This window comes from Streptomyces sp. NPDC046859, from assembly GCF_040645135.1.
GTDB lineage: Bacteria > Actinomycetota > Actinomycetes > Streptomycetales > Streptomycetaceae > Streptomyces.
In genome coordinates this window covers 363,259-383,210 of sequence record NZ_JBEYXR010000001.1, presented here as the reverse complement: position 1 = coordinate 383,210, position 19,952 = coordinate 363,259, and the positions used below count along the sequence as shown (strand labels likewise).

The window sequence follows — 19,952 nt, the reverse complement described above, 5'->3', positions numbered from 1 at the left end:
CCGGACTCAGCCCTTCCCGAGCAGCAGCCGGGCTTCGCCGACCGTGATGACGGACCCGGTGACGAGGACGCCGCCGCCGGCGAACTCGCCCTCCTCCTCGGCCAGCGTGATCGCGGCCTCCAGGGCGTCCGGCAGCCGCGGCTCCACCTGGACGCGCTCATCGCCGAACACCTCGACGGCGATGGCCGCGAGTTCGTCGGCGTCCATGGCGCGGTGGGAGGTGTTCTGGGTGACGACGACCTCGGCGAAGATCGGCTCGAACGCCTCCAGCAGTCCCCGGACGTTCTTGTCGCCGCTCGCGCCGACGACGCCGATCAGCCGGCTGAAGTCGAACGCCTCGCCGATCGCCTCGGCGGTCACGCGGGCGCCCGCCGGGTTGTGGGCGGCGTCCAGCACGACGGTCGGGGACCGCCGGACGACCTCCATACGGCCCGGGGAGGAGACGGCGGCGAACGCCTTGCGGACGGTGTCGATGTCCAGCGGCTCGGCGCGGGCGGCGCCGACGCCGAAGAACGCCTCGACGGCTGCGAGGGCGACCGCGGCGTTGTGCGCCTGGTGGGCGCCGTGCAGCGGGAGGTAGACCTCGGGGTACTCGCCGCCCAGGCCGCGCAGGGTGACCAGCTGGCCGCCGACGGCGACCTGGCGGTCGACGACCCCGAACTCCAGGCCCTCACGGGCCACGGTGGCGTCGACCTCGACGGCCTTCTTCAGCAGCACCTGGGCGGCGTCCACCGGCTGCTGGGCCATGATCACGGTGGCGTCCTGCTTGACGATGCCGGCCTTCTCGCCGGCGATCGCGCCGGGGGTGTCGCCGAGCCGGTCGGTGTGGTCGAGGTCGATCGGCGTCACCACGGCGACGTCCGCGTCGATGACGTTGGTGGCGTCCCAGGAGCCGCCCATGCCGACCTCGACGACGGCGACGTCGACGGGCGCGTCCGCGAAGGCCGCGTACGCCATGCCCGTGAGCACCTCGAAGAACGACAGGCGGAACTCCTGCGAGGAGTCGACCATCTCCAGGTACGGCCTGATGTCCTGGTACGTCTCGATGAAGCGCTCGGCGGAGATCGGGGCGCCGTCCAGGCTGATCCGCTCGGTGATCGACTGGACGTGCGGCGAGGTGTAGCGGCCGGTGCGCAGCTCGAAGGCGCCGAGCAGGGCCTCGATCATGCGGGCGGTCGACGTCTTGCCGTTGGTCCCGGTGATGTGGATCGACGGGTACGACCGCTGGGGCTCGCCCAGGAGGTCCACGAGAGCGGCGATACGGGCGACCGACGGCTCCAGCTTGGTCTCGCCCCAGCGGGTCGCCAGCTCCGCCTCGACCTCGCGCAGGGCCTTGTCGACCTCGGGGTCCTCGGGGCGGGCGGGCACGTCCGCCTGCGGAGGGCCGCCCTGGGTGCGCAGGGTGCGGCTGCCGGCCTCGATGACGGCGAGGTCGGGGTCGCGGTCCGTCTCCTCCGCGATGATCTCGTCGAAGGAGTCGAGGGGGTCGGGCTCGTTCTGGTCGCTCACAGGGCCAGTCTACGGAGGCCGACCGCCTGACGTACGGGAAGGCCCCCGGTGCCCGAGAGCACCGGGGGCCTTCATGGCCGTGGGGCCGCCTACGCCTGCGGCAGGCGCTCCAGCTGGGCCGTGATGCGGGCGATGTCCTCGTCGGCCTTCGCGAGCCGGCCTCGGATCTTGTCGACCACGTGGTCGGGGGCCTTCGCCAGGAACGCGTCGTTGCCGAGCTTGGCCGTGGCCTGGGCCTTCTCCTTCTCGGCGGCGGCGAGGTCCTTGGCCAGGCGCTTGCGCTCGGCCGCGACGTCGATCACGCCGGACAGGTCGAGGGCGACCTCCGCGCCCGCGACCGGCAGCGTCGCCGTCGCCGTGAAGCCGTCACCCTCCGGCTGGAGGCGCAGGAGCTGGCGGATGGCCGGCTCGTGCGCGGCGAGGGCCGTACCGTCCAGGGTCAGGCGGGCCGGGACCCGCTGGCCCGGCTGGAGGCCCTGGTCGGCGCGGAAGCGGCGGACCTCGGTGATGACGGACTGGAGGGACTCGATCTCCCGCTCGGCGCCCTGGTCGCGGAAGCCGCTGTCGGCCGGCCACTCGGCGATCACGAGCGACTCACCACCGGTCAGCGTGGTCCACAGGGTCTCCGTGACGAACGGGACCACCGGGTGCAGCAGCTTCAGCGTGACGTCGAGGACCTCGCCGAGGACGCGCTTGGAGACCTCGGCCGCCTCGCCGCCCGCCTGGAACGTCGTCTTCGACAGCTCGACGTACCAGTCGAAGACCTCGTCCCACGCGAAGTGGAACAGGGCGTCGGACAGCTTGGCGAACTGGAAGTCGTCGTAGAACGCGTCGACTTCGGCGACGACGGAGTTCAGCCGGGACAGGATCCAGCGGTCCGTGGAGGACATCGCCGACGGGTCCGGCAGCGGGCCCTCGACCGTCGCGCCGTTCATCAGCGCGAAGCGGGTGGCGTTCCAGATCTTGTTGGCGAAGTTCCGGGAGCCCTGGACCCAGTCCTCGCCGATCGGGACGTCGACGCCGGGGTTGGCACCGCGCGCGAGGGTGAAGCGGAGCGCGTCGGAGCCGTACTTGTCCATCCAGTCCAGCGGGTTGACCGCGTTGCCGAAGGACTTCGACATCTTCTTGCCGAACTGGTCGCGGACCATGCCGTGCAGGGCGATGGTGTGGAACGGCGGGGTGCCGTCCATCGCGTACAGGCCGAACATCATCATCCGGGCGACCCAGAAGAAGAGGATGTCGTAGCCGGTGACCAGGACGGAGTTCGGGTAGAACTTCGCGAGCGACTCGGTCTGTTCGGGCCAGCCGAGCGTGGAGAAGGGCCACAGGCCGGAGGAGAACCAGGTGTCGAGGACGTCGGTGTCCTGACGCCAGCCCTCGCCGGCGGGCGGCTCCTCGTCGGGGCCGACGCAGACGACTTCACCCTCCGGCCCGTACCAGACGGGGATGCGGTGGCCCCACCACAACTGCCGCGAGATGCACCAGTCGTGGAGGTTGTCGACCCAGTCGAAGTACCGCTTCTCCATCTCCTGCGGGTGGATCTTGACGCGGCCGTCGCGGACCGCGTCACCGGCGGCCTTGGCGAGCGGGCCGACCTTGACCCACCACTGCATGGACAGGCGCGGCTCGATGGTGGTCTTGCAGCGCGAGCAGTGGCCGACGGAGTGGACGTACGGCCGCTTCTCGGCGACGATCCGGCCCTCGGCGCGCAGGGCGGCGACGATGGCCGAGCGGGCCTCCAGGCGGTCCAGGCCCTGGAAGGGGCCGTGGGCGGTGATGACCGCGTGCTCGTCCATGACCGTGATGGCCGGCAGGTCGTGCCGCTGGCCGATCTCGAAGTCGTTCGGGTCGTGGGCCGGGGTCACCTTGACCGCGCCGGTGCCGAACTCGGGGTCGACGTGGGTGTCGGCGACCACCGGGATCGAGCGGTCGGTCAGCGGCAGCCTGATGAGCTTGCCGACCAGGTGCTTGTACCGCTCGTCGTCGGGGTGGACGGCGACGGCGGTGTCGCCGAGCATCGTCTCGGCACGGGTCGTGGCGACGACGATGGTGTCGTCCCCCTCGCCGTACTTCATGGAGACGAGCTCGCCGTCGTCGTCCTGGTACTCGACCTCGATGTCGGAGATCGCGGTCAGGCAGCGCGGGCACCAGTTGATGATGCGCTCGGCGCGGTAGATCAGCTCGTCGTCGTACAGGCGCTTGAAGATGGTCTGGACGGCCTGCGACAGACCCTCGTCCATGGTGAAGCGCTCACGGGACCAGGCGACGCCGTCGCCGAGGCGGCGCATCTGGCCGGAGATCTGGCCGCCGGACTCGCCCTTCCACTTCCAGACGCGCTCGACGAACGCCTCACGGCCGAGGTCGTGGCGGGACTTGCCCTCCTTGCCGAGCTCGCGCTCGACGACGTTCTGCGTGGCGATGCCGGCGTGGTCCATGCCGGGCTGCCACAGCGTCTCGAAGCCCTGCATGCGCTTGCGCCGGGTCAGGGCGTCGATGAGCGTGTGCTCGAAGGCGTGCCCCAGGTGCAGGCTGCCGGTGACGTTCGGCGGCGGGATGACGATGGTGTACGGCGGCTTGTCGCTCTTCTCGTCCGCCTCGAAGTAACCGCGCTCCACCCAGCGCTCGTACAGCGGCCCCTCTACATCGGCCGGCGCGTACTGGGTCGGCAGTTCGGTGTCGGGCGCTGGTGGCTGCTGCTGAGCGTTCTCGGTCACGGGGTCAGTTTAGGGGTGTCTCCGGCGTGTCCCGAAACGCCTTTGTTCTGTAACGGTGGGCACCCCGATGCCGTGGGACCGACGTCTCTGCGCCAGGATGTCAGGAACACATGAGCATCTGGAGGGGAACCCAGAGATGAGCTACAACCAGCCGGGCCCGTACGGCGGGCAGCCCCAGCAGCCCGGTCCGTACGGCCAGCCGGGTCCGTACGGCCAGCAGCCGCAGGCACCCCAGCCCGGCTACGGCTACCCCCAGCAGGCGCCGCCGCCCCAGCCCGGTTACGGCTACCCGCAGCAGGCGCCCCAGGGTGTCCCCCCGCAGCAGCCTCCCTACGGCCAGCAGCCGTACGGCATGCCCCAGACCCCGCAGCCGTCCGGCGGCGGCAAGAAGGCTGGCCTGATCATCGGCGCGGTGGCGGTCGTGGCGGCGATCGCCGTCGGCGCGTACTTCGTCCTGGGCAGCGGCGGCGGCTCGGCCGCGGTGGAGGACGACGGCGCCCACAAGCTGGCCACGCCGGAGAAGCTGCTCAGCGAGTACACGCGTGCGACCAAGGTCGGCGAGAACCTCGGCGGGTCCGACGACACCGCCGAGGACCTGGAGAAGAGCGGCGTCAAGAACGGCGAGAGCGTCGTCGGCGTGTACTCCACGACGGACCTCAGCTCCTACGACCCCAGCGACCCGAGCACGACGCCGGACCTGTCCGAACTGGCGACCGCGAAGGGCATCACCTACTTCGGCGCCTACGGCGAGATCGAGGACCCCGAGGCGGCGCTGGACAGGTTCTTCGCCGACTTCAAGAAGTCGGCCGAGAAGGACTCCTCCTCGGATTCCTCCGCGTCGGGCAAGACCAAGCTGGTCGGTGAGGCCGAGTCCGTCGACCTCGACGGCGCGGTCATGAAGTGCCAGGCCGCCCAGGGCACCGACCTGGCCACCAAGAAGGAGAAGACGGACTGGTTCTGCGCCTGGGCGGACTACAGCACCATCGCGATGGTGTCGCCGGGTGACGCCACCAAGGGCATCGCCAAGGACGTCGCCGTGGACATCACGACGAAGGTCCGGCAGGAGATCCGCGTCAAGGCCTGACGCGGCACCACGGAACAGCGGAAGGGCCCGGTCGGTCGACCGGGCCCTTCCGCTGTTCCGTGGTGGCGGCTACGCCGACTTCTGTTCGCCCGGGCCGCGGCGGGCGTCGCGGGGGATCAGGGTGGGGTTCACGTTCGAGTGGACGACGTCCGCCGTGATGACGACGCGGGCCACGTCCTTGCGGGACGGCACCTCGTACATCACCGACATCAGGACCTCCTCCATGATGGCGCGCAGGCCGCGCGCGCCGGTCTGGCGGAGGATGGCCTGGTCGGCGATGGCCTCCAGGGCCTCGCGCTCGAAGTCCAGCTCGACGCCGTCGAGTTCGAAGAGGCGCTGGTACTGCTTCACCAGCGCGTTGCGCGGCTCGACCAGGATCTGGAGCAGCGCCTCACGGTCCAGGTTGTGGACCGAGGTGATGACGGGGAGGCGGCCGATGAACTCGGGAATCATGCCGAACTTGACCAGGTCCTCGGGCATGACGTCCTCGAACTGGTCCTTGGACTCCAGCTCCCGCTTCGAGCGGATCGTCGCGCCGAAGCCGATGCCCTTGGCGCCGGCCCGCGACTCGATGATCTTCTCCAGGCCGGCGAACGCGCCGCCCACGATGAACAGGACGTTCGTCGTGTCGATCTGGATGAACTCCTGGTGCGGGTGCTTGCGGCCGCCCTGCGGCGGCACCGAGGCCGTGGTGCCCTCGAGGATCTTCAGGAGGGCCTGCTGGACGCCCTCGCCCGACACGTCGCGGGTGATGGAGGGGTTCTCACTCTTCCTCGCGACCTTGTCGATCTCGTCGATGTAGATGATCCCGGTCTCGGCCTTCTTGACGTCGTAGTCGGCGGCCTGGATCAGCTTCAGAAGGATGTTCTCGACGTCCTCGCCGACGTACCCGGCCTCCGTCAGCGCCGTCGCGTCGGCGATGGCGAAGGGGACGTTCAGCATGCGGGCCAGCGTCTGCGCGAGGAGCGTCTTGCCGGAACCCGTCGGGCCGAGCAGCAGGATGTTGGACTTCGCCAACTCGATGGCGTCCTCGCGGTTCTGACCGCCGCCGTTCTCGCCGGCCTGGACGCGCTTGTAGTGGTTGTACACGGCGACCGAGAGCGCCTTCTTGGCCGCTTCCTGGCCGACCACGTACCCCTCGAGGAACTCGTAGATCTCGCGGGGCTTCGGGAGCTCCTCCCAGCGGACCTCACTGGTCTCCGCGAGCTCTTCCTCGATGATCTCGTTGCAGAGATCGATGCACTCGTCGCAGATGTACACACCAGGGCCTGCGATGAGCTTCTTGACCTGCTTCTGGCTCTTGCCGCAGAACGAGCACTTGAGCAGATCGCCGCCGTCACCGATGCGTGCCACGGTGTGCTTCCCCTTCGCCTGGGAGACGACTGGACATCGCGTCCAGCGGCTCCTGGTGCTGCCTTATGTCGACGGTACCTTGCCTTGGCCCCCGTTCGGGCCCCCCTTGGCGCGGTTCACTTTGACGTGCACCGTCCCAAACCGTGCCAAGGGGCAGCAGACAATACCGGGTCCGCGTCAGCGAACGTCGGTGTTGTTCATCTTCCGGGTGGAGATGATCTGGTCGATCAGCCCGTACGACAGCGCGTCCTCGGCCGTGAGGATCTTGTCACGCTCGATGTCCTCGCGGATCTTCTCGATCGGCGTGGTGGAGTGCTTGGCCAGCATCTCCTCCAGCTGCGCCCGCATCCGGAGGATCTCGTTGGCGGCGATCTCCAGGTCGGAGACCTGGCCCCGGCCGGTCTCGCTGTACGGCTGGTGGATCAGCACGCGGGCGTTGGGCAGCGCCATGCGCTTGCCGGGCGTACCGGCGGCCAGCAGGATCGCGGCGGCGGACGCCGCCTGGCCCATGCAGACCGTCTGGATGTCCGGCTTCACGAACTGCATCGTGTCGTAGATGGCCGTGAGCGCGGTGAAGGAGCCGCCCGGGCTGTTGATGTAGACCGAGATGTCCCGGTCGGGGTCCATCGACTCCAGGCACAGCAGCTGCGCCATGACGTCGTTGGCGGAGGCGTCGTCGATCTGCACGCCGAGGAAGATCACGCGCTCCTCGAAGAGCTTCGCGTACGGGTCGTACTCGCGGATGCCCTGCGAGGTGCGCTCGACGAACCGCGGGATCACATAGCGGGACTCGGCGCGGGGGCCGGTGTACTCGGCCTCGGTGCGGGCGTACAGGCCGCTGCCGGGGAAGTCGTTCACTGTCTGTCTCCTAGGGGCTGTGGCGGTCGGCTGGGGGCTGCGCAGGGGGCCGTCAGGCCGCCCCGGTGCCGCCGCCGCCCGGCATCCCGGCGGCCGTCGGGATGACGTCGTCGATGAGGCCGTACTCCTTGGCCTCGAAGGCGTCGAACCAGCGGTCGCGGTCCGAGTCGCGGGTGATCTGCTCGACCGACTGGCCCGTGTGCTGGGACGTGAGTTCGGCCATGCGCTTCTTGGTGTGCAGCAGCCGCTCGGCGTGGATCTTGATGTCCGAGGCGGAACCGGCCAGACCGGCGGACGGCTGGTGGATCAGGATCTCGGCGTTCGGCAGCGCGAAGCGCTTGCCCGGGGTGCCCGCACTGAGCAGGAACTGCCCCATGGAGGCCGCGAGACCCATGGCGATCGTCACGACGTCGTTCTTGATGAACTGCATGGTGTCGTAGATCGCCATGCCGGCCGTGATCGAGCCGCCGGGGCTGTTGATGTAGAGGTAAATGTCCTTGTCGGGGTCCGCGGCAAGGAGCAGCAGCTGCGCGGTGATCTTGTTCGCGATGTCGTCGTCGACCGGCTGGCCGAGGAAGATGATCCGCTCGTTGAGCAGCCGGTTGTAGACCTGGTCACCGAGGCCACCACCGATGGAAGGCTCACCGGCGGCGGAGGGCATCAGATTCGTCACGTATCCACCTGCTCGTCTTACGACGGCGCCGGGCCGTCTCACGTGTCCTGCGTGGGCAATGGGGACTCCCCTGCCCTCATACTCATGGACCCTAACGCGCTGGTCCCTTCGGGGAATCCCGGAGCGGCAGGTGTTCGCCGGGGGCGTAGCGCCGGGGGGTCCGCCGGACGCGGCGGCGGGCGCGGGGAACGCCGGAAGGGCCCGGGGATCGCGTGATCCCCGGGCCCTTCCCAGGTGTGCTGACGCGGCCGTCGGCTCAGCCCTCGGACTTCTCCTCGGCGGCCTCGTCGGCGGTGCCCTCGGCGGCCTCGACGGCCTCCGTGGCCTGCTCGACCTCGTCCTCGTCGTCCAGGTCGACGACCTCGCCGTTGGTGTCCTTGACCGTGGCCTTCTCGACCACGACGGCCAGGGCCTTGCCGCGGGCGACCTCGCCGACCAGGAGCGGAACCTGGCCGCCCTCGACGACCGCCTGGGCGAACTGGTCGGGGGACATGCCGGAGGAGGCGGCGCGGCGCATGAGGTGCTCGGTGAGCTCCTCCTGGTTGACGTTCAGCTTCTCCCGCTTGACGAGCTCGTCGAGGACGAACTGCGTCTTGATGCCCTTGACCGCGGCTTCCTTGGTCTCGGCGTCGAACTCCTCCTCGGTCTTGCCCTGGATCTCCAGGTACTGCGCGAGGTCGAGACCCATCTGGCCGAGCTGGTGGTGCTCGAGGTTGTGCTTACGGGTGTTGATCTCGTCCTCGAGGAGCTTCTCGGGGACGGGCACCTCGACCAGCTCCAGCAGCTTCTCCAGGACGCGCTCCTGGGCCTGCGTGGCCTGGTCGTACTGCTTCATGTTCTCGAGGCGCTTGCGGCTGTCCGCCTTGAGCTCGTCGAGCGTGTCGAACTCGGAGGCGAGCTGCGCGAACTCGTCGTCCAGCTCGGGCAGTTCGCGGGCGGCGACCTGGGTGACCTTGACGGTGACCTCGGCCTCCTTGCCGGCCGCCGAGCCGCCCTTGAGCTCGGAGGTGAAGGTGGCCTCGCCACCGGCCTCCAGGCCCTTCACGGCGTCGTCGATGCCGTCCAGCAGCTCGCCGGAGCCGATGGTGTACGAGACACCGCTGGCGATGCCGTCCTCGAGGACCTCGCCGTCGACCTCGGCCTGCAGGTCGATGGTGACGACGTCGCCGTCCTGGGCGGCGCGCTCGACCGGGGAGGTCGACGCGAAGCGCTCGCGCAGCTGTTCGACGGACTTCTCGACGTCCTCGTCGGTGACCTCGACGGCGTCGACCTCGACCTCGATGCCGGAGAAGTCCGGGATCTCGATGGCGGGGCGGATGTCGACCTCGGCGGTGAAGTTCAGCTTCTCGCCGTCCTTCAGCTCGGTGATGTCGACCTCGGGCTGGCCCAGGACGTCGATCTCGGCCTCGTTGACGGCCTCGGTGTAGAACTTCGGAAGCGCGTCGTTGACGGCCTCCTCCAGCACGGCGCCACGACCGAACCGCTGGTCGATGACGCGGGCCGGGATCTTGCCCTTGCGGAAGCCCTTCACCGTGACCTGCTGGTTGATCTTCTTGTACGCCGCGTCGAGGCTGTCCTTGAGCTCCTCGAAGGGCACCTCGACAGTGAGCCGAACCCGGGTCGGGTTCAGGGTCTCCACGGCGCTCTTCACGGTTCGGTCTCCTTGTGGCTGACTTCTCGGGTTCTGCCGGGACCAGACCGGTCCGGCGGATTCGCCGCCCGGAGGACTTCGTGACTTCGTACGGAGAGACACACGGGCGTGCAGCTTGCATAGTAACGGCAGCGAGGACACGCCCCAAAGGCGATCATCGGCCGTGATCACACGAGGTGGCCGTGCGGAGGCCGGCGGTGACCGGTCGTGGTCGGGGTGGCGGGATTTGAACCCACGGCCTTCCGCTCCCAAAGCGGACGCGCTACCAAGCTGCGCCACACCCCGTGCTGGTGCGACACGTAGGGTACATGCCCGCAGCTGACACGGCCTCCGCATTGCCGGGGTGTGCGACGAGGGGGGCCGACCCGCTACGATGCCTTCAGTGCCGCGGTCACTGACCTGCGGCGCGTCATTGTGCGGGCGTAGCTCAATGGTAGAGCCCTAGTCTTCCAAACTAGCTACGCGGGTTCGATTCCCGTCGCCCGCTCTGCACGGCTCAGGGCCAGGCCGGAGGGTTTCTCCTCCGCCTGGCCCTGATCGTTTTCCGGGGCGGTGTTCAGCCCGCCGTGACGGCGGACGGGATGGGAGCCGGGCACAGCGCTAGCGGCGGTTCAGGTCAGCCATCGGGCGGCCATCGCTGCCTATCAGCTCGCCGCCGAGGTGTCCGGCGTGCGTCGTTGCCGTTCGCCGTACGGCAAGCATGGCGGCGTCGTCGCGCAGGGCCCCGCCGGTGTGGGCGAGGAGGTCGTGCCGGACGCACTCGAGGAGCGTGTCGGGATGGCACCTGGTCCAATGGGCGAGTCGCTCTTCCAGGGGGTAGAAGGCGCCGCTGCCGTCGCGGGCCTCCGCGAGCCCGTCGGTGTACAGCAGGAGCGTGTCACCATCCTCGAACAGGAACGTGTGTGAAGTGCGGATGTCGTGCGTCAACCCGCACAGACCCAGGGGCGGCCCCGCGGAGATCGGGACACTCGTCACCTTCCCCCGGCTGATCAGCAGGGGCGGCGGGTGCCCGCAGTCCGCCAGCCGCGCCACAGAGCCTTGGTCGGGGATCTCCAGCAGCAGCGCGGTGATGAAGTGCTCCTCGACCTCGTCGTCCGCCCCCAGGAACTGGGCGAAGTAGCGGCACGCACTGCGGTCCAGGGCGTTGGCGAGCGCCGGCAGTGTGGCGAGATGGTGAGCGGCCTCCTGGAATGCGCCCATCAGGGCAGCCGCCTCACCCACTGCGTTCAGTCCCTTCCCCCTGACGTCGCCGATGAGCACGCGGGTGTGGTCGCCGGTATGGGCCACGGCGTACAGGTCACCGCCGATATGGGCTTCCTTCGCGGCGGCCAGGTACGTGCACGAGAGGTGCACAGTGCCCAGCCGCCGGGGCAGCGGGCGTAGCAGCGCCCGCTGCGCGGCCTCGGAGACGGACCGCACCTGTGCGAGCTCGGCCCTGCGCCGGTCACGCACCAGGCAGACGATCACGGCCAACATCGAGAGGATGGTGAGGCCGATGATCTGGCAGATGTGGTTGGGTGTGGTCAGACCCCCGTGGAAAACGGCGACGAGTACCTGAGCCACCACCGCCAGTACGCCGATCAGTCCGGTCAGCCAGCCCCCACCCATCGCCACCGTGATAGCGGGGGCCACGACCAGCAGTGGACCGAGGTGGACGCTTTCCGGGGTGTGGATGTCCACGAGTGTGATCGAGACGATCAGCACGATGGGGACCAGCACCAAGGCCCGGGTGGCGTGCCACCGCTGCCATGTGACGGCGAACCGCTGGCCAAGGTGCATATGTCCAATGTGCGCCTTCAGCCCGTGCGGCGCCTCGGCGGGATGGAACGGACAGCGGTGGACGCGCGGCCGGCCAGGTGATGAATCGCGAAGAACCACCATGCGAGCCCGACCGTCGCGACGACCACCAGCAGGGTCGCAGTGAGCCACGGACCGCCGTCGGCGCGCGTGGCACTTGGCCCGTCAGCCGCTCTGAACGGCTCAGGGCCCCCTCAGGTCGGCAGGGCGGCGAGGAATCCGCTCACCGTGGCCGCGAAGCCCGCGGGGTCGGTTTCGTGGACCGTGTGGCCGGTGGGGAGCTGGGCGAGGCGGGTGTGGGGGCGGCGGGAGACAAGCTCCTTCGCGTGGGCCTCGCCGAGGGTGTCGCTCGCGGTGCCGTGGACGAGCAGGGCGGGGCAGTCCGTGGCCAGCCAGTCGTCCCAGTGGTCGCCGCCGACCTGCCCGACGGAGGTGACCATGTCCTCGGGGCGGAAGGCGAGGCCCCAGCCGTCGGCGTACTCGCGCAGGGCGTCGGTGAGGTAGCGGGCCGAGTCCCCCAGCTGCTCGATCAGCGCCGTGCGGGTGGGTGCCCGGCGCGGCCAGGACAGGCAGAAGGACAGATCGTCGTCGATCTCGGTGCCGATGTCCTCGATGACGAGCGCGCTCACCAGCTCGGGGTGGCGTGCGGCGAGCTGATAGGCGTTGACTCCGCCCAGCGAGTGCCCGAGCACCACCGGCCGCTCCAGGCCGAGGTGGGTGATGAGCGCGGCGGCGTCGCCGACGTAGCCCTCCCGGGAGAAGTCCGGCCCCCGGTCGGAGAAGCCGTGCCCGCGCTGGTCGGGCGCGACGACGCGCCAGTGCGGGAACAGCGCCCGCGCCAGGCAGGCGAACGTCCGGCCCTCGTTGAAGTGGCCGTGCAGCGCGAGCAGGGGCCGTCCCGGGCCTCCGAAGTCGAGGTAGGACAGGCGGCGCCCGTCGATGGTCAGGGCGGCGCGGGCGGGTTCGGAGAGCGGTGCCGGTGTCATGGACCCGCAGGATGCCAGAGCCGGGGTCGTGGCCCGGCGCCTTCTCACAGGGTGCGGACGTCCACGCTGTAGACGGGGCGGACGCCGTACGGGACGTACAGGGCGTCGCCCACGAGGGTCAGGGGGGCTCCGGCGCCGGCGTCCGCGGTGCCGGCGTCGTTGCGGCCCTGGAGTGTGGCGGTGACCCTGCCGGTGCGCAGGTCGAGGGCGGCGAGGCGGCCGCTCGGGGACGCCAGGTAGAGGTGGGTGGCGGAGGCCACCGGGGGGCCGGGGGACTCCACGGTGGAGTTGCTCTCCCAGAGCCGGCGTCCGTCCTCCGGGGCGAACGCGCGGACGCTGCCGCTGGGGCGGGTGTAGCAGAGCCGGCCGCCGAGCAGCGTGGGGGTGGACGTCTCCGGCTGGGCCTCGGACAGGCGCACGGTCGTCACGATGTGCGCGTCGGCGTCGACGAGGGTCAGGGTGCGGTGGGCGCCCGTCGTGGGGAGCAGGACCAGGCGTCCGCCGGTCTGGCCGACGATGTCCAGGTCGCCGTCGAGCCGCACGGTCCAGCGGGGCCGCCCGGTGGCGGGGTCGAGCCGGGCGACGCTGGTGCCGCTGACGTCCTCGTCGTCGGGGGACCACTTCTGGCAGACCAGGTACGCCTGGCCGCCGGCGCCGCGCAGCAGGCATATCCGGCTGTCGGGGTCGGGGAGCGGGTGCTTCCAGCGGACCGTGCCGTCGTCGGCGCCGAGCAGGGCGTACTGCTGCCCCTTGGGGCCGTGGACGGTGACGATGCCCTCGGGGACGGCGACGGCGTAGCCGAGCTCGCTGGTGGGTTCGGACGCCGTCGGACCGTCGCCGGTGACCGTGGCCCAGAGCGCCTCGCCGCTGTCGGCGTCGAGGGCCTGGACGGTGTAGCGGTAGTGGTTCTCGTCGCGGACGGTGCGGTCGTCGGAGCCGTAGACGTAGACGCGGCCGGCGCGGGCGGCGAGGACCGTGCCCTGGTCGCCGGGGCCGAGCTCGTCGGGGGTCTCGTCGACGGGGCGGGCCCAGGTGTTGCGGCCGTCGGCGAGGGCGAAGCGGGTCGCCATGACGTCGTCGCCGGCGCACACCAGGGAGGCGCCGGTGGCCGCGCAGCGGGCGAACGGGCCGTCGGGGGCGGTCGGCTCCTTGTCGACGCCGGGGTCCTCGGACGTGCTGCGCCAGGGCTGCCAGCCGGCGGGCAGGTTCCCGGGGGCGGCGTCCTCGGAGGTGAGGGTGAGGGTCAGGGCGGCGAGGGCCGCCAGGGCCAGGGCGCCCGCGGCGGGGGCGAGCCAGGGGCGCCCGCGGCGGCGGGGCGGGGGTGCGTCCGGTGACACCGTCGGCGTCGCGTCCCCGGGGCGCGGGTCGGGCAGGCGGCCGTCGCGCAGGAGGGCGAGGAGTTCGCCGGTGGTGGGGCGGGAGGCGGGGCGCTTCTCCAGGCACAACCGGACGAAGGGGAGCAGTTCGGGCGGTACGCCGTCCAGTTCGGGTGTGCCGTCGACGACCCGCAGGGCCGTCTCGTAGGGGCTCGGGCTGTCGAACGGGCCGTGGCCGGTGGCGGCGTACACCAGGACGGAGCCGAGGGAGAACACGTCGGCGGCGGGGCCGACGTCCTGCGGGGAGGAGAACTGCTCGGGCGACATGAAGGGCGGGGTGCCCATCACCCGGCCGGTCTGGGTGAGGACGTCGGAGGCGCCGAACTCGGTGGCGCGCGAGATGCCGAAGTCGATGACGCGGGGCCCGTCCTCGGCGAGCATCACGTTGGCCGGTTTCAGGTCCCGGTGGACCATCCCGGCGCGGTGGATGTCCCGCAGCGCCTCCGCGAGTCCGGCGGCGAGTTCGCGCAACTCGGGCGCGGGGAGCGGGCCGTGGCGGCGGACGTGGGTGCCCAGGTCCGCGCCGGGGATGTGGAGCGTGGCCATCCAGGGGCGGGCCGCGTCGGCGTCGGCGTCCACGACGGGGGCGGTGAAGGCGCCGCTGACCTGGCGGGCCGCCGCGACCTCACGGCGGAAGCGGGTGCGGAACTCCTCGTCGTCGGCGTACTGGGCGTGCACGACCTTCAGGGCGAGCCGGCGGCCGGAGGCGGAGCGGGCCAGGTAGACGACGCCCATGCCGCCGGCGCCGAGGCGGTCCTCGATCGCGTAGCCGCCGACCTCCACAGGGTCGGTCTCGCGCAGCGCCATGCCGTACGTACCCCCGTTCCGCACCGTTCGACGATCTCGAACGAGGGTATCCGTAGGTGTCCGGGCCGCCCGACGGACCGCGGGCGGGACACCGCTAGAACTGGATGGAGTTGATGGTCTCCGCTATCGAGTTGAGGAACCGCTGGATGTCGTCGGCCATGCCCGTGGAGGCCAGGAAGAAGCCGAACAGCACGGCGACGACGGCGGGGCCGGCCTTCAGTGATCCGCCTCGGATCAGTACCACCAGCACGATCGCCAACAGCAGCACCACTGACAGCGAAATGGCCACAACAGATCACACCCTCGGTCGGTCCGCTCTCCCGGCCCGGGGACGCGACCGTGCGCACCCCCGCCAGAACCATCGTGCCACCAACCGGGCCCGCCTATGCGGCACGTGACGTTTCGTTCGCCACACCCGTGCCGGGAGTGCGGCCGTCCCCAGGGGTGGTCCGCCTCTCCCGCCGTGCCCGTACAGCATTTCGAGGAGACACCCGCGGAGCCAATTGGACGGGATCGTTTCCATCGCCACACAAGGTGTTCGCAGCTATTTCGAATTCATGGAGGGTTGATCATTTCATCGGCGACATCTCCTGGCCATATGGCTCGCCTTGTCGGTATGAATCCGGACAAGGCGGGCGCCCAACACGGGTCTGCCGGGGGTGCGTTAGCCGCCCGTGCGAGGTTGCGCACATTAAACGTTAATGACCTCGCGGGTTTTACGAAATCACTCAGACAACGCTAGGGTGCCTCAGATGTTCCACGCTGCCTCGTCCCCCGCATGCGCAGCGCGGTCCGGGATCCTCTCCCCCGGTTTCCGGCGGGAGGGTCTGTGACGGACTCGCTGCGACCGTACGGCCACAACAGAGCGCCACTCCCCCCGGCCCAGCAGCCGGCGGACGGAGTGCCGAGTCCGCGCTCACCGCAGAACAGGAAGGCTCAGGACACCGACAGAGCCGGGTCGAAGGGCGCCAAGCAGCGCGACGCGTTCTTCGACAACGCCAAGTACCTGGCGATCGTCCTTGTCGCCATAGGACATTCCTGGGAGCCGATCAAGGGCGGCAGCCGGATCCTGGAGACGCTGTACACGGTCGTGTACACGTTCCACATGCCGGCGTTCATCATCATCTCCGGCTTCTTCTCCCGCAGCTTCGACGCCAGCCCCAGCCGGATGAAGCGGCTGATCACCGGTGTCGCGGTGCCGTACATCGTCTTCGAGACGGCCTACCCGCTCTTCAAGCGCTGGATCGACGACGACCCCGGCCAGGACGTCAGCATCCTGGACCCCTGGTACCTGACCTGGTTCCTGTGCGCGCTGTTCATCTGGCGGCTGACCACACCCCTGTGGAAGATCGTGCGCTGGCCGCTGCCCATCGCGCTCGGCCTCGCCATGATGGCGACCGTCACCCCGGAGATCGGCGACGACCTCGACCTGCAGCGGGTCCTGCAGTTCCTGCCGTACTTCGTGCTCGGTCTCGTCATGAAGCCGGAGCACTTCCACATGGTGCGCACGCGCACGGTGCGGATGCTGTCGCTGCCCATCGGCGTGGTGACGCTCCTCTTCGCCTACTGGGCGGTGCCGCGCATGAACACCGCGTGGTTCTACCACCGCGACGCCGCGCAGGAGCTGCAGGCGCCGTGGTGGACCGGCCCGGTCATGGTGCTGGCGATGTTCGGCTGCTCGCTGCTGCTGACGTCCTGCTTCTTCGCCTGGGTGCCGCGCCGCCGGATGTGGTTCACCACGCTCGGCGCCGGCACGCTCTGCGGCTATCTGCTGCACGGCTTCGTCGTGAAGGCCGGTGACTACCAGGGCTGGTTCGAGCCGGCCTGGCTGCACCGCCCGCTCGGCGAGATCTTCGTCACCGTCGTCGCGGCGATCGGCGTCACGCTGCTGTGCACCGCACCCGTGCGCCGGGTGTTCCGCTTCGCCATGGAGCCGAGGATGGAGTGGGCCTTCAAGCGGGACGCGGCCGAACTGGCCCGCGCCCGCGAGCGGCGGGAGGGCTCTGCCGCCCGCGAGAAGGTCGACGCCTGACCCCGGACGTCACGCTCCCGACAGACCGAGAAGCGCGCGCATCCGCGTGTACTTCTCGGTCAGTCGTTTCCGGGTCCCCTCGTCCAGGACCGCGAGGCGCGCCGGATCGGCGTTGTGCGCCAGATCGGCCTCCTTCACCAGCAGCGCGCCGGGCGTGGCGAGGATGCGGGCCGCGTAGCCCTCGGGCGGCTCCCCGGCCCGCTTGGTGACGGCCCGCACGATGTCCTTCGTACGGCGGCTCAGCGCGGCCCGCTCCAGCCACCGTTCGGACAGCGCGTCGTCCTCCACGGCGTCGTGCAGCCAGGCCGCCGCGATCTGGTCGTCGTCGCCGCCCCGCGCGCGGACGCCCGCCGCGACGGCGCTCAGATGCTCGCAATACGGCCGCCCGGCCTTGTCGGTCTGATCGGCGTGGGCGGCGCGGGCGACGGCCTCCACCTCGGCGAGGGACAGCGTGGGCTGCGGGGTGTCCCGCGGTGTCTCGGTCACCCCGACAGTGTCCCGCTCAGAGCGCCGCGGACGCCGTCGGCCCCTCGCGGCAGATCAGCAGGAGCGCCCGGTCGTCGTTGACGTCCTTGGCCACCGCCTCGATGAGGTGCCAGGCCGCGCCGTGGAAGCCGCCCGCGACATACCGGTCGGCCTCCCCGGTGAGCCGGTCGATGCCCTCGGTGATGTCCCGGTCGGACGTCTCGACCAGACCGTCCGTGAAGAGCATCAGGACGTCGCCGGGCCGCAACGAACCCTTCACGGGGTCGAACTGCGCGCCGTCGTACACGCCGAGGAGGGGGCCCTCGGCGGCCTTCTCCTCCCAGCGCCCGCTGCCCGCGCTCAGTTGGAGGCCCGGCGGGTGCCCGGCCGAGTAGAGCTCGTAGTCGCCCGAGTCCAGGTCCAGGACGAGGTGGATGGAGGTCGCGAAGCCCTCGTCCCAGTCCTGGCGCAGCAGATAGCCGTTGGCGGCGGGCAGGAAGGCGTGCGGGGGCAGGCTGCCCAGCAGGCCGCCGAAGGCGCCCGACAGCAGCAGCGCGCGGGAGCCGGCGTCCATGCCCTTGCCGGAGACGTCGGTCAGCACGACCTCCAGCGTGCGGCCGCCGTTGGTCCGGGCCGCGACGACGAAGTCACCGGAGAAGGACTGGCCGCCGGCCGGGCGCAGGGCCATCTCGCGGTGCCAGCCGTGCGGCAGTTGTGGCAGCTTGCTCTGCACCCGGATGCGCTCGCGCAGGTCGAAGAGCATGGTGCCGCCGCGCCGCCAGGGCACCCCGACCCGGCTGCGGAACTGCGCGATGAGCAGCCCGAAGAAGCCGCACGCGGCCACGACCAGGACGACGCCGGGGGTGACCCGCGACGGCCCCTCGGTGTAGGGGCCGAGCTGGACGGACTCGACGATGAGCGCGGTGGCCGCCGCCGCGTACAGCCCGAGCAGGCTCGCGGGGCGCAGCAGCACCCCGCCCGCCACGATCGGCAGGACCAGCGCGGCCGGTGAGAACCACACGGGGTTCATCATCGTGGCGGCGCAGATCAGCGGCACGGTCACGAGCAGTCCGGCGAGCGCGACCCAGTCCGAGCCGTCGCCGCGGAAGTAGTCCACGGCGCTTCTGCGCAGGGCGGTGCGGACCCGGTGCCACTGCATCTTCGACCGGGCCGTGAACGTCTCGGCCGCCGTGCGCCGCTCTCGTCCTGCTGCCATCAGTTCGGGACCCTATCCATCGGACCAGTCGCTTGGCACGGGAGGTCCCACTTGTCCCCCGTCCGAGGTTCAACTCCACAGTGAACTTCACACATGGCCGCCGCGTCGCCGTCACCGGGAAATTGCCTCGCCCCGTCCGCACCGCGCTGGTACGCATGGTCCATGGTGAAAGAGAGCGCGGGCGACACGGGCGGACTTCGGCCACGGCCGTTGCGGCAGGACGAGTGGGACATCTGGTACGACACTCTGCTGCGCGCGTTCGGCGGAGCAGCCGAGGCGCCCGAGGAGCGGGAGCTCTACCGGTCCCTGACCGAGGTCGAGCACTCCCTCGGCGTCTGGGACGGGGACGCGTGCGTGGGCACGGCCGGCGCGTTCAGTTTCCGGGTGACCGTGCCGGGCGGCGCGGCCGTGCCCGCCGCCGGCGTCACGATGGTCGGCGTCGCCGCCACGCACCGCAGGCGCGGTGTGCTGACGTCGATGATGCGCCGGCAGCTGGACGACGTGCGCGAGTCGGGCCGGCCGCTGGCGGTGCTCACCGCGTCCGAGCCGGTGATCTACGGCCGGTTCGGCTACGGCGTCGGCACGTTCGCGGCGAGCGCCGAGATCGACACCTCCCGCGTACGGCTGTCGGTGCCGCCCGGCACCGACGATGTGCGGCTGCGGTACGCGGGGCCGGCCGACGTCCTCGACGCGTGCGAGGCGGTGTACGCGGCGGCGGTGCCGCGACGGCCGGGGATGATCGCGCGGCTGCCCGGCTGGGAGCGGCTCGGCATCGTGGACCCGGAGGGCCGCCGCGGGGGCGGTTCGCCGCTGCAGTGCGTGGTGGCGGAGCGGGACGGCGGGCTCGTCGGTTACGCGCGGTTCAGCGTGCAGCCGGAGTGGGGGCACGGCGGACCCGACGGGGTCGTGCGGCTGCGGGACCTCCACGGCCTGGACCCGGCCGCGGAGTCGGCGCTGTGGCGGTTCCTGTTCGACGTCGACCTGACGTCGAAGGTGGTGACGCGCTCGCGGCCGGTGGACGAGGCGTGGCAGTTCCAGGTGTCGGACATCCGGCGGTGCGGGATCCGGTTGAAGGACGCGCTGCACATACGCCTGGTGGACGTGGGCGCCGCGCTGGAGGCCCGGACCTACCAGGCCCCGGTGGACGTGGTGTTCGAGGTCGAGGACGCCTTCTGCCCTTGGAACACGGGGCGTTGGCGGCTCATCGGCGACTCCAAGGGCGCGTCGTGCCGGCGGACGACGGACGCGGCCGATCTCGCCGTGTCCGTACGGGAGTTGGGGGCGGCCTATCTCGGCGGGGTGAGCCTGCGGGCGCTGGGCGCCGCCGGGCGGGTGCGGGAGCTGCGGCGCGGGGCGCTGGACGAGGCCGCGACGGGCTTCGCCTCCCCGGTGGCGCCCTGGCTGCCGCACGGCTTCTGACGCGCGGCCCCC

General features: G+C 70.7%; 15 protein-coding genes and 2 tRNA genes. 4 read left to right on the top strand and 13 right to left on the bottom strand.

Annotation, left to right across the window (positions count from 1 at the left end; all coding sequences use genetic code 11):
• Window positions 1-6 precede the first annotated feature (6 nt).
• The gene (locus ABZ899_RS01745; RefSeq protein ID WP_361339243.1) at window positions 7-1,509 is read right to left on the bottom strand and encodes a folylpolyglutamate synthase/dihydrofolate synthase family protein; all 1,503 of its coding nucleotides are present in this window, start codon (window positions 1,507-1,509) and stop codon (window positions 7-9) included.
• An 89-nt stretch (window positions 1,510-1,598) separates the two neighbouring features.
• Complete coding sequence (locus tag ABZ899_RS01740) at window positions 1,599-4,223, bottom strand: valine--tRNA ligase (protein WP_361339241.1); 2,625 nt, start codon at window positions 4,221-4,223, stop codon at window positions 1,599-1,601.
• Between the two features lie 136 nt (window positions 4,224-4,359).
• Here ABZ899_RS01740 and ABZ899_RS01735 point away from each other — a divergent pair, with 136 nt between their 5' ends.
• Window positions 4,360-5,307, top strand: coding sequence for a hypothetical protein (locus ABZ899_RS01735; protein WP_361339238.1), 948 nt, complete (start codon window positions 4,360-4,362; stop codon window positions 5,305-5,307).
• 69 nt (window positions 5,308-5,376) lie between these two features.
• Here the strand turns inward: ABZ899_RS01735 and clpX are convergent, their stop codons facing one another.
• From clpX to ABZ899_RS01710, 5 genes are all read right to left on the bottom strand, one after another.
• Window positions 5,377-6,660 carry an ATP-dependent Clp protease ATP-binding subunit ClpX gene (gene clpX / locus ABZ899_RS01730; protein WP_062669900.1) on the bottom strand — a complete coding sequence of 428 codons (1,284 nt, stop codon included), beginning with the start codon at window positions 6,658-6,660 and terminating at the stop codon, window positions 5,377-5,379.
• A gap of 177 nt (window positions 6,661-6,837) precedes the next feature.
• Window positions 6,838-7,518: an ATP-dependent Clp protease proteolytic subunit gene (locus ABZ899_RS01725; protein ID WP_361339236.1), complete on the bottom strand. Its 681-nt coding sequence runs from the start codon at window positions 7,516-7,518 to the stop codon at window positions 6,838-6,840.
• A gap of 52 nt (window positions 7,519-7,570) precedes the next feature.
• Window positions 7,571-8,179: an ATP-dependent Clp protease proteolytic subunit gene (locus ABZ899_RS01720; protein ID WP_055570713.1), complete on the bottom strand. Its 609-nt coding sequence runs from the start codon at window positions 8,177-8,179 to the stop codon at window positions 7,571-7,573.
• Between the two features lie 268 nt (window positions 8,180-8,447).
• Window positions 8,448-9,842, bottom strand: coding sequence for a trigger factor (tig, locus tag ABZ899_RS01715; RefSeq protein ID WP_361339233.1), 1,395 nt, complete (start codon window positions 9,840-9,842; stop codon window positions 8,448-8,450).
• Window positions 9,843-10,050: 208 nt separating this feature from the next.
• Window positions 10,051-10,127 (bottom strand) — tRNA-Pro (locus tag ABZ899_RS01710).
• Between the two features lie 131 nt (window positions 10,128-10,258).
• On the opposite strand from ABZ899_RS01710, the gene ABZ899_RS01705 reads away from it, so the two are divergent.
• Window positions 10,259-10,329 (top strand) — tRNA-Gly (locus ABZ899_RS01705).
• Between the two features lie 113 nt (window positions 10,330-10,442).
• On the opposite strand, the gene ABZ899_RS01700 is transcribed toward ABZ899_RS01705, so the two are convergent.
• The 4 genes from ABZ899_RS01700 to ABZ899_RS01685 all read right to left on the bottom strand — a co-directional run bounded on the left by ABZ899_RS01700 (window position 10,443) and on the right by ABZ899_RS01685 (window position 15,097).
• Window positions 10,443-11,723: a PP2C family protein-serine/threonine phosphatase gene (locus tag ABZ899_RS01700; protein WP_361339230.1), complete on the bottom strand. Its 1,281-nt coding sequence runs from the start codon at window positions 11,721-11,723 to the stop codon at window positions 10,443-10,445.
• Window positions 11,724-11,833: 110 nt separating this feature from the next.
• Window positions 11,834-12,625 carry an alpha/beta hydrolase gene (locus tag ABZ899_RS01695; protein WP_361339227.1) on the bottom strand — a complete coding sequence of 264 codons (792 nt, stop codon included), beginning with the start codon at window positions 12,623-12,625 and terminating at the stop codon, window positions 11,834-11,836.
• A 44-nt stretch (window positions 12,626-12,669) separates the two neighbouring features.
• Window positions 12,670-14,832: a serine/threonine-protein kinase gene (locus ABZ899_RS01690; RefSeq protein ID WP_361339225.1), complete on the bottom strand. Its 2,163-nt coding sequence runs from the start codon at window positions 14,830-14,832 to the stop codon at window positions 12,670-12,672.
• Between the two features lie 70 nt (window positions 14,833-14,902).
• Window positions 14,903-15,097: a hypothetical protein gene (locus tag ABZ899_RS01685; RefSeq protein WP_004001285.1), complete on the bottom strand. Its 195-nt coding sequence runs from the start codon at window positions 15,095-15,097 to the stop codon at window positions 14,903-14,905.
• 540 nt (window positions 15,098-15,637) lie between these two features.
• Between ABZ899_RS01685 and ABZ899_RS01680 the strand changes: the two genes are divergently transcribed.
• Window positions 15,638-16,840: an acyltransferase family protein gene (locus ABZ899_RS01680; protein WP_361339223.1), complete on the top strand. Its 1,203-nt coding sequence runs from the start codon at window positions 15,638-15,640 to the stop codon at window positions 16,838-16,840.
• 9 nt (window positions 16,841-16,849) lie between these two features.
• On the opposite strand, the gene ABZ899_RS01675 is transcribed toward ABZ899_RS01680, so the two are convergent.
• Window positions 16,850-17,326: an HD domain-containing protein gene (locus ABZ899_RS01675; RefSeq protein WP_361339221.1), complete on the bottom strand. Its 477-nt coding sequence runs from the start codon at window positions 17,324-17,326 to the stop codon at window positions 16,850-16,852.
• Window positions 17,327-17,342: 16 nt separating this feature from the next.
• Complete coding sequence (locus ABZ899_RS01670) at window positions 17,343-18,521, bottom strand: PP2C family protein-serine/threonine phosphatase (RefSeq protein WP_361339218.1); 1,179 nt, start codon at window positions 18,519-18,521, stop codon at window positions 17,343-17,345.
• A 162-nt stretch (window positions 18,522-18,683) separates the two neighbouring features.
• On the opposite strand from ABZ899_RS01670, the gene ABZ899_RS01665 reads away from it, so the two are divergent.
• Complete coding sequence (locus ABZ899_RS01665) at window positions 18,684-19,940, top strand: GNAT family N-acetyltransferase (protein ID WP_361339216.1); 1,257 nt, start codon at window positions 18,684-18,686, stop codon at window positions 19,938-19,940.
• The last annotated feature ends 12 nt before the right edge of the window (window positions 19,941-19,952 follow it).

Coding starts and splice junctions, on each gene's coding strand:
- ABZ899_RS01665 (WP_361339216.1), top strand. CDS start 18,684: ATGGTGAAAGAGAGCGCGGGCGACACGGGCGGACTTCGGCCACGGCCG.
- ABZ899_RS01700 (WP_361339230.1), bottom strand. CDS start 11,723: ATGGTGGTTCTTCGCGATTCATCACCTGGCCGGCCGCGCGTCCACCGC.
- ABZ899_RS01695 (WP_361339227.1), bottom strand. CDS start 12,625: ATGACACCGGCACCGCTCTCCGAACCCGCCCGCGCCGCCCTGACCATC.
- ABZ899_RS01720 (WP_055570713.1), bottom strand. CDS start 8,179: ATGCCCTCCGCCGCCGGTGAGCCTTCCATCGGTGGTGGCCTCGGTGAC.
- ABZ899_RS01735 (WP_361339238.1), top strand. CDS start 4,360: ATGAGCTACAACCAGCCGGGCCCGTACGGCGGGCAGCCCCAGCAGCCC.
- ABZ899_RS01670 (WP_361339218.1), bottom strand. CDS start 18,521: ATGGCAGCAGGACGAGAGCGGCGCACGGCGGCCGAGACGTTCACGGCC.